This is a genomic window from Myxococcus sp. AB036A (assembly GCF_006547355.1).
Taxonomy (GTDB): domain Bacteria; phylum Myxococcota; class Myxococcia; order Myxococcales; family Myxococcaceae; genus Myxococcus; species Myxococcus virescens.
Window position 1 is genome coordinate 1 of record NZ_VHLC01000169.1, and the last position, 11,165, is coordinate 11,165.

Consider the following 11,165-nt stretch of genomic DNA (forward strand, 5'->3'; position numbering starts at 1 on the left):
CCGGTGAGGTGGGGGCCTCCCGGAGCCCGTCGCGTCTTCTCCCGGGCTCGCGGTCCCGTCGCGGCGGGTGGAGCAAGGCTCCCGCCCTGCGCTGACCAGGCGGGCAGCCAGGGGACTCCATGGGCGCGGATGCAGGGGGGCGAGTGTGCAGTAGCATCACCCGAGAGGCCGGTCATGGCTGCGGGGTAGGAGGACGGGCGGGACGGGGCATGCGTTACGGGAGGCAGGGCATGGGGGTGGTATCCGCGCTGGCGGTGGTCGGGGTGCTGCTGACGGCACAGACAGCGCAAGCTTCGGGGCTCCAGCGGCGGACCCAGGACCCGGAGCGGCTGGCCCCCTTCGGATTGATGCTGGACGCCAGCGCACCCGAAGGCGCGGGCCTGTCACTCTCCTTCCGGCCCACGCGAATGCTCCGGCTCCACGTGGGCGGCACGCACAATGGTGTCCGTCCCGGAGCGCGCGTGGGGCTCACGCTGCTGCCCTTGAAGGGGCGCCTGACGCCCGCGCTAACGCTGGAGGCCGGCCATGCGCGGCCCGCAAATGGTGAAGGCCTGGAGCGGCGCATCGTGGACCGCACGCAGATGCCCATCCATTCGCTGGAGCGCGTGGGCTACTCCTACGCGAGCGCCCTGCTGGGCTTCGAATGGCAGGCCCCGAAGCGGCTGACCTTCTTCGTGCGCGGCGGCTTCAGCATCATGCGCCTCTACAGCCCGGGCATCGTCGGCGTGGACGAGCAGTTCCGCGACGCGCTGGAGCCCGCGAACTTCCACGGCTGGAGCCTGAGCAACATCGAACCCACCGCGAAGCTCGGCATCCTGTTGTCCTTTGGCTGAGCCGAGGCCGCTGCCTCAGTCCGCGCGCGGCTGGGACAGCACCGCGTCGAAGAAGGCCAGCACCTGCGCCTCCGCCCAGAAGTGGGGCCGGTGCACCTGGCCGCCGACGAAGCCGACGTGTCCACCGTGCTCCGTCACCACGACGCTCAGGTGGGGATTCGCGGCGGCGGCGGGCGGGATGACGGGCGTCTCCAGCATCGGGTCGTCCGCGGCGCTCAGCAGCAGCGTGGGCCGGCGGATGGCGTGCAGCCGGGGGCCGGCGGAGGACTCCGCGTAGTAGTGGGCGGCGTCGCGGAAGCCGTGCAGCGCGGAGGTGACCGCGTCGTCGAAGGCGCGGATGGTGCGCGCCGCCTCCATGGCCCGGCCGTCGAAGGCCCCCGGAAAGTGACGCAGCTTTTCGCGGGCCTTCTGCTTCAGCGTCCGCAGGAAGCGCTCGCGGTACAGCCGGTGGAAGGGGCCTCCCGCGTCGAGCTTGCGACAGCAGGCGCTCAAGTCATACGGCGCGCTGACGGACGCGGCGGCCTCCACGGGCGCGTCGTCGCCCAGCGTCTCCAGCAGCCGGCACAGCACGTTGGCGCCCAGGGAGAAGCCCACCGCGAACAGCGGGCCGGTGACGCGGGCGCGCGTCTCATTCAGCACCCGGAGCGCGTCGTCGATGTCGCCCGAGTGGTACGAGCGCGCCAGCCGGTTGGGCTCGCCGCTGCATGAGCGGAAGTTGAGCGCGGTGGCGCCCCAGCCGCGCGTCCGAGCACCGCGCAGGATGGCGGTGACGTAGCCCGCGCGGGACGAGCCCTCCAGGCCGTGCAGCGCCACGACATGCGGCGCGCCCGCCGCGCCGTCGAAGGTGTCCAGGTCGACGAAGTCGCCGTCTGGCAACTCCATGCGCTCGCGTCGCAGCGCGGGCGTGCCGGTGGGGCGCACGAGCGAGGCGTAGATGGTCTGCGCATGCTCGTTGGCCAGGCCGGGCGCGGGCACGAAGGGTTGGGTGGGCTGGAATCGCACGGCCGGGGGATAACGCCCGTGCGCGGGGACGACAAGCGCTCTTGCCGCCAGGCGCCTAGTCCTTGGTGTCGTCAGGGCGGCGCAGGGTGGCCAGGCGGCGGGCCATGCGCATGGACGCACAGCCCTGCTCGCGCAAGGCGCGGGCCTCCGCCTGGAGCCCGAAGAGGCCCAGGTACTTCTCCACGCGCTCCTCCAGCGTGGGAGCCTCGATGAGGGTGCAGACTTCATCCGCCTGGTAGTCGCGGCAGATGGCGGGCCGCTCCTCGTAGACGCCGCAGAGGTTGTCCTCTTGAAGGTGTGGGCAGCGCAGGCCCAGCGGCTTGTCCAGCGCGGCGATGTCCGGCGCCACGCAGCAGGCGCCGCAGCGCGTGCACTCCACGGGCTTGGAGGGGGGGGCACTCATAGGGGCACCACCTTCTCCACCGTGCCCAGGTTCGTCACGGTGAGGCGCGCGCCCTGGCCCTTCTTCCAGACGAGGAACGTCCGTTCGTCCTCCGGCTCCAGCACGTGCTCATGGGCGCCGTCATCCTCGTAGCGCAGCCGCACCGTGTACGTCTCCTCGCGGCGCAGCCGGTCCGCGGCGCCCACGGCCAGTTCGGGCCAGCGCGGCGCATCGTCGGTGCCGGACGCCTCCCTGCGCGTCAGCGGCTTCCACTCATGGGTGTCGTAGGTGCACTGGTCCGCATACACGGGCTCCCGGCGGTAGCGTGTCTCGTTCTGGCAGTCCTCATAGGACTCGCGGCAGTACTTCGTCACGTCCTCGCACACCTCCTCCATGAAGCCGTTGCCCATGTCCTTGCGGCGGCACTTCTCCTCCGTGCCGCAGGCCACCTTGCGCGACTTCGTCCGGCACACCCGCTCCGTGCCGTCGGGGACGCGGCGGGTGCCTCGCTGGACGGACACGCAGTCGCGGATGTCGGCCACACCCGCCACCTCGCCCGTGCCGTTGACGGGCATGCGGGGCGTGACGGAGCGCAGCTCGTTGCGCCAGCCCCGCTTCGTCACCCGGGTGAAGCGCTCCTGAATCACGGTGCGCTTCCAGGCCGTGCCCGTCACCTCGCCGGGAAACTCATGCGCCTTGCCTGCCCACAGGCCGAAGACACTGGAGCCGAGACAGCAGAGGAACAGCGAGCCCAGCGCCAGGAGCACCGGCGCCTTGCGCTTCGCGGGACGTGACTGCGGCGGCGGTGGTGGTAGGGGCTCGTCGAACGCCTGGCGTGGAGCCGCCTTCGCGTCGTCGGTGCGCTCGGCGCCGCAGTGCTTGCAGCGCGTCGTGTCCCCCCGCGTGGCCGCGCCGCAGAAGGCGCAGAACCAGTCCTCTCCCGCCTTGGCCAACTCCAACGCCGCCGCGTCGGTGACGCCCTCGCGCAGCGACTTCCCGCTGGCCGCGTCCACGCCGCCGAAGTCGAACTCCGACTCCTTGCCCGTCAGCTCGCGCGGGTTGTTGCACTGGGGGCAGCGCTTGTGCCGGGCACGAATCGACTTCGTGTCACACGAGGTGCAGTTCCACGTGCCCTCGATGATGCGGGTTCTGCGGGCCATGCGCGCATCCTAGCCGCACGCTCACGCCCACAGCGCGCGAGCGAAGGGGATGTCCGCGGCGGTGGGCAGGCCCTCGCGCAGGGGCCGCACCATGGGCAGCGAGCCATCCCGGGCCTCGCGGCTGGCTTCGGGGAGCCGGGCCACCCACGGCATGGTGCCCGGCTCCTCCCACAGCACTACCTTGGACAGCCCGGCCTTGTGGGCCTGGGCCCCCGCGGCCTCCAGCAGCGCGGCGGCGTCGTCCTCGGAGCGCGCGTCCAGCATCAGCACCACCAGCTCTCCCTGGCGGGCCATCATCGCCCACAGCGCCGTGGACGCGCCCACCACCGCGCCGCAGGCCCGAGGCCGGGGGCGGCGCAGCAGCTCCGCGTAGATGCGCTCGCGCTCCAGGTGCCAGTCCACCTGCGTGGCGTCCGGCCACAGGTAGAAGGGCACCTCCGGCCGCCGCATCCGCTCGAGCGCCGAGGGCACGTCCGCGTCTTCCAGCAGCGTGTCCACCTTGCGAATCACGGGCCCATTGCCCACCGGCAGGTGCCAGTCCCAGGCGGGGACCTCCTGGTAGCCGGAGCGCCGGTAGATGCGGGCGCCCACGTCGGAGTAGAGCACGGCGGCCTGGGCGTCCGGCTCCGTGCGCTCCAGCTCCGCGGCCACCTGGTCCATCAGCCGCGTGGCATGTCCGTGTCCGCGCAGGGCCGGCTCGGTGTAGACGCTGGCGATGACGAAGCTGTCGCCGCGCGTCGTCTGACAGTCGGGGCCGCGCAGGTAGCTGGGCGTGCGGAACGTCTCGCATGAGGTGAGCACGCGGCCGGCGTCATCGCAGAGCAGCCAGGTGCGCATGGTGTCCCGGCTCCAGGGATGGGCGCGCAGCCGCTGCTCCCGCTCGAGGAACTGCTCGACGGTGAGGGGCGACCCCCAGGCGGTATAGGTGTGGCGGTCTCTCTCCGCCTTCTGTGCTTCGTTGGCGACGACCAGATGCATGGCGGGGCAGGGTAGTCGCGCGCGCGACGCTTCGCAGCAGCCCTGGAGGGCCCGCGAGGCCTGCCTGCCTTCCGCCTTACAAGCGCACGGTGTAGGGGAATCGGAAGTGGAGCTGAAGGTAGGCCTGTCCCACGTGGAAGATGCCATCGCGCAGGCGCTCGGGCAGGCCCAGGCCCCCCAACTCCTGCGGGACGTAGAACGCGGACTCCCAGCCCACGCCTAGCAGGAAGCTCTTGGAGAGCTGGAGCTCCAGGTCGATGCCCACCTCCGCGCCGGGCCGCAGGAAGTGCGTGTTGGGCAGCGTGTCCGAGTGCATGTAGACGTACGTCAGCAGCAGCCCCGCGCCGAGCGACAGCCGCGCTGGGCTGGACGTCAGCGGCACCCCCAGTGACAGCGGCTTCCAGGTGGCGCCGTACATGCCGGTATTGCGCAGCTTGGGGGAGATGATGAGCGCGTCCGGGATGAGGATGGACGGGGAGATGCGGACCTCATCCAGGCTCTTGGCGTACTTGCGGTAGCGCTGGGGCACGCGACGCTGGTTCTTCTTCAGCCACTCCTTGTCCAGCACCGCCTCCACGGAGAGCTTCAGCCCGGTGTGGATGGGCTGGTCGTCGAACACGGGGCCGAAGAAGGCGAAGGCCGCGGGCCCCACCCCCACGTCCACTGGGATGCTGACGCGCTGGGCGGAGGCCGCGGCGGGGACGAGCAGGGCGCAGAACAGCAGGAGCGGAGCGGGGCGCAGGGACATGGGCCTTTTTCTTTCAACAGCGGCCTGGAAGGCGGTGTGAACGGACCCACCCGGTGCGGTGGCGGCGGGGCGTGTCCGAATTCGACCATTAAGCCATTGAAGCGCGGCGGGCCTTTGAAGCAGGAAGGGTGCTGCGTCGGCATCGGGGGGGAACACAGGACTTCCACACCCGGACTCAGGCTTTTGCCGGCGTCGTTGACCTGGAGACCCGATGCTTTCCGCTGCCTTCTTGATTGCCACGTCCCTGCAGGCCCAGACGCCTGCGCCCGCTTCCTCCACGCCGCCGGCTCCCGCCGCGGAGACCGCGCCCGCCGCGCCCCTCAGCGTGGAGGAGCGCGCCGCCATCGCCGCCGAGCGCGCCGCCGTCGCGGCTGAGCGCGCCGCTGAGGCCAGCGCCCGTGCCGCCGAGGCCGCCGAGCGCGCCGCCGCCGCCACCGTTCCGCCACCGGCCCCCGCGCCCGAGGCTGCTCCCGCCACCGACAAGAAGCAGGGGGAATGGGACGTCACCGTCGGCCTGGGCCTCATCTCGCTGACGGGTAACGCCTCCACCCTGACGGTGAGCGGCCTGGCCAGCGCCCAGCGCACGACGGAACACTGGATCTACGCCATCAAGTCCTACGGCTCCTATGGCCGCAGCCGTCCGCCCGAGGTGACGGGCGAGGAGGCTGTGTCCCAGGTGGTGGCGTTCAACGCGGGCCTGGAGCTGCGCGGCGACCGGCGCTTCACCGACGTCATCAGCGGCTACCTGCTGGGGGGCGCGGAGACGGACCACGTGAAGAGCGTGGAGTCGCGCACCTTCGGCGAAGGCGGTCTGGGCGTGCTGTGGTGGGACGAGAAGAAGGAGAAGGGCCGCGAGTCCTACCTCCGCACGGACGCCGCCTTCCGCTACGCCAATGAGACGCGCTTCCAGTACTACCCCACGCGGATGAACCTGCCGGACGTCGACCTGGGCGGCCCGCGCTTCGGCGCCGTGTTCCGCTACGGCCTGGCGCAGAACGTCACCTTCAAGGAGGACGTGGAGGTGCTGGTGAGCGTCATCGGCGACTCGCGCATGCTCTTCAACAGCCAGACGCAGCTGTCCGTGGGGCTCACCAAGCAGCTGTCGCTGGGCACCAGCTTCCTGGTGAAGCACGACAGCGCGCCGCCTCCGGGCAAGGTGTCCACGGACACCGCGCTGGCGCTGAACTTCGAAGTGATGCTGTAGCCCGCAAAAGCAACGCGGCGCCGGGGATGTCCCTCGGCGCCGCGTGTGGGTGGAGTGGGGCGGTGGCCGCCCCAACCGCCTTACTGCTTGGGAGCGCCGGACTCCTCGCCCGTCTTCCCTTGCTTGCGGATGCCGCCGCCGTAGCGGCCTTCCTCGGCGTCCGCGCCGATGTCGATCGCCTGCAGGTCGCTGTACGTCGAACCCGGAGGCGTGGCGCCGCGGAAGCGGGTGCCCAGGTCCACCATCGGAATGGCGAGCATCAGCACCACGAAGATGATGGAGACAGCAAATACCAGTCGGTTGGCGCCGCGGTGGTCAGCCAGGTGCATGAAGTAGAGCAGCACCAGCGTGCCCTTGGTGGAGGCGATGACGAGCGCCAGCACCAGGCCCCAGGTGGGGATGTGGATGCGGCCGGTGACGACCGTGACGACCGTCAGCACGAGCAGCAGGCCCCAGATGAGCCAGTAACGGCCCGCTCCGTGGTGCTCCTCACGCATGTTCTGTTCTTCTTGCCGGGATTCGTTGGCAATGCCCATGGTGGAGGAACCCTTCAAACGAGGTACAGCATCGGGAAGAGGAAGATCCACACCAGGTCGACGAGGTGCCAGTACATGCTGCCCAGCTCGACCATCGTGTAGTTGTTCGGCCCGAAGTCGGCCTTCTTCAGCGCGCGGACCATGGAGAAGGCCAGCACGATCATGCCGATGACGACGTGGATGCCGTGCAGGGCCGTCGCGCAGAAGTAGACCGTGAAGTACAGGGGCACGCCCGGAAGCTGGATGCCCTCGTACGAGTAGAAGCGGCCCGGCAGCGTGCCAATGTGGAACTTGTGGTCGTACTCGAAGTACTTGATGACGAGGAAGCCGACGGCCATCACCAGGGTGAGGCCAATCTGCACCGCGACCATCTTGTTCTTCCCCTCCTTCGCGTAGTGCACCGCGAGCGCCGCGGTGAGCGAGGAGGTGATGAGCACCACCGTATTGACGGTGCCCAGCGTCAGGTCAAGGCTGCGGCTGGCGGCCGCCCACGCCTCCGGGAAGAGGAAGCGGTAGATGCCGTAGCAGATGAAGAGGCCGGCGAAGAGCAGGATTTCCGTCGCCAGGAACAGCCACATGCCCAGGCGCGCGGCGTGGTTCTGCACCTCGAGCGAGGCGAAGTGGCCGGCGAGCCGGGGGACGGGCAGGGCGGCGCCCCCGGCGGCGTGAGAACTAGACTGCATCGGGCACCTCGGCCTTCTTGGGGTCCACGTAGAAGTGGGGCTCCTCCGGGAACACCGGCTGCGGCCCCACGAAGTTGTGGGTCGGCGGCGGCGACTCGGACAGCCACTCGTAGCCCTTGCTGCGCCACGGGTTCTTGCCGGACGCCTTGCCGTAGATGAGGGCGTACGTCAGGTACATGGCGATGATGATGAACCCGAACGCCAGCAGCGTCGCGCCGGCCGTGGAGGCCACGTTCAGCGCCTGGAAGCGCTCCGGGTACTCGTAGTAGCGGCGCGGCATGCCGTTGTTGCCCAGCAGGAACTGGGGAATGAACGTGGCGTTGAAGCCCAGGATGATGAGCGCCGCGGACACCAGACCCCAACCCTCGTGGTACGTGCGCCCGAACATCTTCGGGAACCAGTAGTGGAGGGCGGCCAGGAAGGCCATGATGGTCGCGCCCACCATGATGAAGTGGAAGTGCGCCACCACGAAGTAGGTGTCGTGCCAGGCGACGTCCAGCGACACCGTGCCCAGCGCGATGCCCGTCATGCCACCGAACACGGTGAAGAACAGGAAGCCGCAGAAGTAGGCGAAGGGCGTCTTGAACTCGACCGCGCCCTTGTAGACGGTGCCCACCCAGTTGAAGACCTTGATGGCGGTGAACACACCCACCAGCATGGTCAGCACGCCGAACAGACCGCCCGCGAAGGTGGACTGGCCGGACACGAACATGTGGTGGCCCCAGGCGAAGAAGCCCACGAAGGCGATGCCCAGGCTGGAGTACGCCACCGCGCGGTAGCCGAAGATGTTCTTGCGGCTGTAGGTCGCGACGATCTCGCTCATCACGCCGAAGGACGGCAGCACCATGATGTACACGGCCGGGTGGCTGTAGAACCAGAACAGGTGCTGGAAGAGCACCGGGTCGCCGCCGCGCGCCGGGTCGAACATGCCGAACCCGAACACGTTCTCCACCGTCACCAGGACCAGGAGCAGACCGATGACCGGCGTGGCCAGCACCTGGATGCAGCTGGTGGCGTAGATGGCCCACACGAACAGCGGCATCTTGAACCAGGTGATGCCCGGCGCGCGCATGGTGTGGCACGTCACGATGAAGTTGATGCCCGTGACGATGGAGCTGAACCCGATGATGAACGCGCCGAACAGCACCGGCGCCACCGTGGTCGTCGTGTGCGCGCTGTACGGGGTGTAGAACGTCCAGCCCGTGTCCAGGCCGCCGTTGAGCATGCCCCACAGCGCCAACACCGCGCCGGCCAGGTAGATGTAGAGCGACAGCAGGTTCAGCCGGGGGAAGGCCACGTCCTTGGCACCCAGCATCAGCGGCAACATGAAGTTACCGAAGACGGCGGGGATGGCCGGAATCATGAACAGGAAGATCATGACCAGGCCATGGAGCGTGAACGTACGGTTGTACGTCATCGCGTCCATGATGGTCGGGCCCGGCGTCAGCAGCTCCACTCGGATGAGCAGCGCGAAGATGCCGCCCACGAGGAAGAACAGCAGGACCCAGAACAGGAACATGAGCCCGATACGCTTGTGGTCGACCGTCAGCAGCCACGATTTGATGGTGGTGCCGTCGACCAGGTAGTTCGGGTGGTGGTCGTGATGCTCCTCGGGCGCGGGGGTGGCGCCCGGGGCTGCGATGCTACTGGATGGCGTCATAGGCGGGTCCCTCGGAGGCGCCCTCACGGACGTTCGGAGTGCGAAGCGACTTGATGTACTCGACGATGGCGGCCGTCTCCGGGCCCTGCAGCTTGCCCTGGTAGGTCGGCATCACGTTCTGGTAGCCCGCCACCAGGTGGGCACCCGGGTCCATCATCGACTGGGTGATATAGGCCTCGTCCACGCGGATGGTCTGCCCGTCATCGAGCTGCTCCACGCGGTCGTACATGCCCAGGAAGGTCGGGCCGATGTGCTGCGAGCCGTCCACCGAGTGGCACTTGAGGCAGCCCTGGGTGCCCGCGAGCACCTGGCCCTGCTCCACCATGCGCGCCACCGGCGGCACCAGGGAGTTGTCCGCCAGCGCGTCCTGACGGTCCTGCAGACGGCCGCGGCGCTGCTCCTGGATCCAGTTCTCGTACTCCTCCTGCGGGAGCACGACGACCTCGGCCAGCATCTTCGAGTGCGACAGGCCGCAGTACTCGGTGCACAGCACCTGGTACGTGCCCGGCTTGGTCGCCTCAAACCAGATCTGCGTGTAGCGGCCCGGGAGCGCATCCATCTTGATGCGGAAGGCCGGCACGTAGAACGAGTGCAGCACGTCACGCGAGGTGATGAGCAGACGCACCGGACGGTTCGCCGGCACGTGCAGCACGTTCACCCCGTTGGGGCCCTCCGGGTAGGAGAACTTCCACATCCACTGCTTGCCCATGACGTACACATCCATCGCGTCCTTGGGCGGGGTGGTGACCCACGTGAAGTCCCGGAACCCGATACCGAACCAGGTCAGGAAGAACACGAGGGGAACGGAGACGAAGAGGAACTCCGTCTTCAGGGTGGGAACGATGTACTCCGTCGCCTGCGCCGGCAGGCGGCGGCGGTAACGGAAGAAGAAGAACAGGGCCGCCAGACCGACCGCCGTGGACATCACCATCGTCGTACCCACGACGAAGTGATGCAGGTTGTCGATGCGCTCCGCGAACGTGGACGCGGCCTCCGGGAGGAACAGGATATTGTTGAGAAGCTCGCTCATGCCGCCGCGCCTTTCTTCAGCTCGCGCCTCCAGAAGTAGATCAGCATCGTCGCCAGGACGCAGAACACGGCTATGCCGCCCAGGCGGATGAACCCGAAGATGTAGAAGCCATACCGCCGACTGGCGGTGTCATACTTGAAGCAGGACAGGATGATCTGATCGAAGCTGGTACCCACGCGGCCATTGGCCGCCTCCAGCAACGCCAGCTTCATGTCCGAGGGGGGAAACGTCGTCCCGTAGAGATACCGGGAGATGCTGCCTTCCGGCGTGAGCACGTGCACCACGGCTGCGTGGGCGTACTGCTTCGTGCTCTCGTCGTAGGTGTACTTGAAGCCCAGGGCGTCCGCGAGCCGACGGATTTCCGCGTCCGTGCCGGTCAGGAAGTGCCAGGGGGCCGTCTCCGGCTTGCCCATGGACTGCAGGTGCCGCCGCCGCCGTTCCATGCTCTGGGCGGGCGTGTCGTCAGGGTCGATGCTGACGGTGACGGCTTCGTAGTCCTTGCCCAGCTCGAGCCCGAGCTCCTTCATGGACTGCACCTGGGCGTTGAGCACCAGGTTACAGAGCATGGGACAGTTGTAATAGACGAGTGTCAGCAGGGTGGGCCGCGCCTTCGGCACCACGTCGCCCAGGCGCACCTCGCGCCCGGAGGCGTCGAGGAAGCGGGTGTCCATGGGCACCAGCTCCCCCAGATGCTCCTGCACGTCCACACCCTGGATGGGGGGCGGCAGGTCCTGCTGTGCCTCCAGGATGGCCCGGGGCGTCTTCCCGGCACCTGGCATGGCCGAGGCCGGCACCGCGACGGCCAGCACCAGCGCCGCCGCGGCGAGGAAGCCCGCGCGGCAGGCGCGCGGAAGGATGTAGGAGCGGGTGGACATCATTGCAGGACGGCTCTTACGACAGGGGAGCGCTGAAGGCTACTGCTGCGGTGCCGGAGGCGTCTGCCCGGGAG

12 protein-coding genes are annotated in these 11,165 nt (G+C 68.8%); 2 read left to right on the plus strand and 10 right to left on the minus strand.

What is annotated here, in order from left to right; all coding sequences use genetic code 11:
* Window positions 1–230: 230 nt before the first annotated feature.
* Window positions 231–833 (plus strand): hypothetical protein, encoded by a 603-nt coding sequence (locus FL344_RS36885; RefSeq protein ID WP_141594500.1) that lies wholly within the window; start codon window positions 231–233, stop codon window positions 831–833.
* A 15-nt stretch (window positions 834–848) separates the two neighbouring features.
* Here FL344_RS36885 and FL344_RS36890 read toward each other — a convergent pair whose 3' ends face one another.
* The 5 genes from FL344_RS36890 to FL344_RS36910 all read right to left on the minus strand — a co-directional run bounded on the left by FL344_RS36890 (window position 849) and on the right by FL344_RS36910 (window position 5,103).
* The gene (locus tag FL344_RS36890; protein ID WP_141621797.1) at window positions 849–1,835 is read right to left on the minus strand and encodes a hydrolase; all 987 of its coding nucleotides are present in this window, start codon (window positions 1,833–1,835) and stop codon (window positions 849–851) included.
* 55 nt (window positions 1,836–1,890) lie between these two features.
* Window positions 1,891–2,238 (minus strand): YkgJ family cysteine cluster protein, encoded by a 348-nt coding sequence (locus FL344_RS36895; RefSeq protein ID WP_141621798.1) that lies wholly within the window; start codon window positions 2,236–2,238, stop codon window positions 1,891–1,893.
* Window positions 2,235–3,377 carry a hypothetical protein gene (locus FL344_RS36900; protein WP_141621799.1) on the minus strand — a complete coding sequence of 381 codons (1,143 nt, stop codon included), beginning with the start codon at window positions 3,375–3,377 and terminating at the stop codon, window positions 2,235–2,237. Before FL344_RS36900 ends, FL344_RS36895 begins: the two co-directional genes overlap by 4 nt.
* A 21-nt stretch (window positions 3,378–3,398) precedes the next feature.
* Window positions 3,399–4,355, minus strand: a complete 957-nt coding sequence (locus tag FL344_RS36905) for a GNAT family N-acetyltransferase (protein WP_228565639.1) — start codon at window positions 4,353–4,355, stop codon at window positions 3,399–3,401.
* A gap of 76 nt (window positions 4,356–4,431) precedes the next feature.
* The gene (locus FL344_RS36910; RefSeq protein ID WP_141621801.1) at window positions 4,432–5,103 is read right to left on the minus strand and encodes a hypothetical protein; all 672 of its coding nucleotides are present in this window, start codon (window positions 5,101–5,103) and stop codon (window positions 4,432–4,434) included.
* A gap of 211 nt (window positions 5,104–5,314) precedes the next feature.
* Here FL344_RS36910 and FL344_RS36915 point away from each other — a divergent pair, with 211 nt between their 5' ends.
* Window positions 5,315–6,307 carry a DUF481 domain-containing protein gene (locus FL344_RS36915; protein WP_141621802.1) on the plus strand — a complete coding sequence of 331 codons (993 nt, stop codon included), beginning with the start codon at window positions 5,315–5,317 and terminating at the stop codon, window positions 6,305–6,307.
* An 80-nt stretch (window positions 6,308–6,387) separates the two neighbouring features.
* Here the strand turns inward: FL344_RS36915 and FL344_RS36920 are convergent, their stop codons facing one another.
* Genes FL344_RS36920 through FL344_RS36940 form a run of 5 tightly spaced genes read right to left on the minus strand, consistent with a single transcriptional unit; the run spans window position 6,388 to window position 11,094 of the window.
* Entirely contained in the window at window positions 6,388–6,843 is a 456-nt protein-coding gene (locus FL344_RS36920) for a cytochrome C oxidase subunit IV family protein (protein ID WP_141594493.1), read from the minus strand.
* A 14-nt stretch (window positions 6,844–6,857) separates the two neighbouring features.
* The gene (locus FL344_RS36925; protein WP_141621803.1) at window positions 6,858–7,526 is read right to left on the minus strand and encodes a cytochrome c oxidase subunit 3 family protein; all 669 of its coding nucleotides are present in this window, start codon (window positions 7,524–7,526) and stop codon (window positions 6,858–6,860) included.
* A complete protein-coding gene (ctaD, locus tag FL344_RS36930; RefSeq protein ID WP_141621804.1) occupies window positions 7,516–9,186 on the minus strand; it encodes a cytochrome c oxidase subunit I in 1,671 nt (556 codons plus the stop codon). Before ctaD ends, FL344_RS36925 begins: the two co-directional genes overlap by 11 nt.
* The gene (gene coxB / locus FL344_RS36935; RefSeq protein WP_141621805.1) at window positions 9,170–10,216 is read right to left on the minus strand and encodes a cytochrome c oxidase subunit II; all 1,047 of its coding nucleotides are present in this window, start codon (window positions 10,214–10,216) and stop codon (window positions 9,170–9,172) included. Before coxB ends, ctaD begins: the two co-directional genes overlap by 17 nt.
* Entirely contained in the window at window positions 10,213–11,094 is an 882-nt protein-coding gene (locus tag FL344_RS36940; protein WP_141621806.1) for an SCO family protein, read from the minus strand. The genes coxB and FL344_RS36940 overlap by 4 nt, the downstream gene beginning before the upstream one ends.
* Window positions 11,095–11,165: the final 71 nt, after the last annotated feature.

Coding starts and splice junctions, on each gene's coding strand:
- FL344_RS36900 (WP_141621799.1), bottom strand. CDS start 3,377: ATGGCCCGCAGAACCCGCATCATCGAGGGCACGTGGAACTGCACCTCG.
- FL344_RS36885 (WP_141594500.1), top strand. CDS start 231: ATGGGGGTGGTATCCGCGCTGGCGGTGGTCGGGGTGCTGCTGACGGCA.
- ctaD (WP_141621804.1), bottom strand. CDS start 9,186: ATGACGCCATCCAGTAGCATCGCAGCCCCGGGCGCCACCCCCGCGCCC.
- FL344_RS36910 (WP_141621801.1), bottom strand. CDS start 5,103: ATGTCCCTGCGCCCCGCTCCGCTCCTGCTGTTCTGCGCCCTGCTCGTC.
- FL344_RS36895 (WP_141621798.1), bottom strand. CDS start 2,238: ATGAGTGCCCCCCCCTCCAAGCCCGTGGAGTGCACGCGCTGCGGCGCC.
- FL344_RS36940 (WP_141621806.1), bottom strand. CDS start 11,094: ATGATGTCCACCCGCTCCTACATCCTTCCGCGCGCCTGCCGCGCGGGC.
- FL344_RS36920 (WP_141594493.1), bottom strand. CDS start 6,843: ATGGGCATTGCCAACGAATCCCGGCAAGAAGAACAGAACATGCGTGAG.
- FL344_RS36915 (WP_141621802.1), top strand. CDS start 5,315: ATGCTTTCCGCTGCCTTCTTGATTGCCACGTCCCTGCAGGCCCAGACG.
- FL344_RS36905 (WP_228565639.1), bottom strand. CDS start 4,355: ATGCATCTGGTCGTCGCCAACGAAGCACAGAAGGCGGAGAGAGACCGC.
- coxB (WP_141621805.1), bottom strand. CDS start 10,216: ATGAGCGAGCTTCTCAACAATATCCTGTTCCTCCCGGAGGCCGCGTCC.
- FL344_RS36925 (WP_141621803.1), bottom strand. CDS start 7,526: ATGCAGTCTAGTTCTCACGCCGCCGGGGGCGCCGCCCTGCCCGTCCCC.